The 216-nt window shown below is 65.3% G+C and carries 1 pseudogene; it reads left to right on the top strand.

The annotated features are described in order from the left end of the window. A pseudogene (locus tag ACYP5B_RS51425) lies at positions 1 to 216 on the top strand (fumarylacetoacetate hydrolase family protein); the annotation flags it as partial.

The raw sequence follows: 216 nt of genomic DNA, 5'->3' as shown, positions 1-216 counted from the left end.
GACTTCGTCGCGAATGGCCTCGAAGCTGCGTGGCGCAGCACCCCCGACCAGGCCACGCTGCCGCTCGACGCCGTCACTCTACTGCCGCCGGTCACGTCTGACCGCCAGTTCCTGTGCCAAGGCATCAACTATGCCAGCCATGTGCGTGAGTCCGGCATGGACCCCGACAAGATCGGCTTCAACACGCTGTTCACCAAGGCCCCGTCCTGCCTTGCG

The sequence above is a fragment of the Cupriavidus sp. 8B genome (assembly GCF_054589115.1).
Note: the sequence above shows the minus strand (reverse complement) of the source record. Positions and strands in the feature narration are given on the sequence as shown.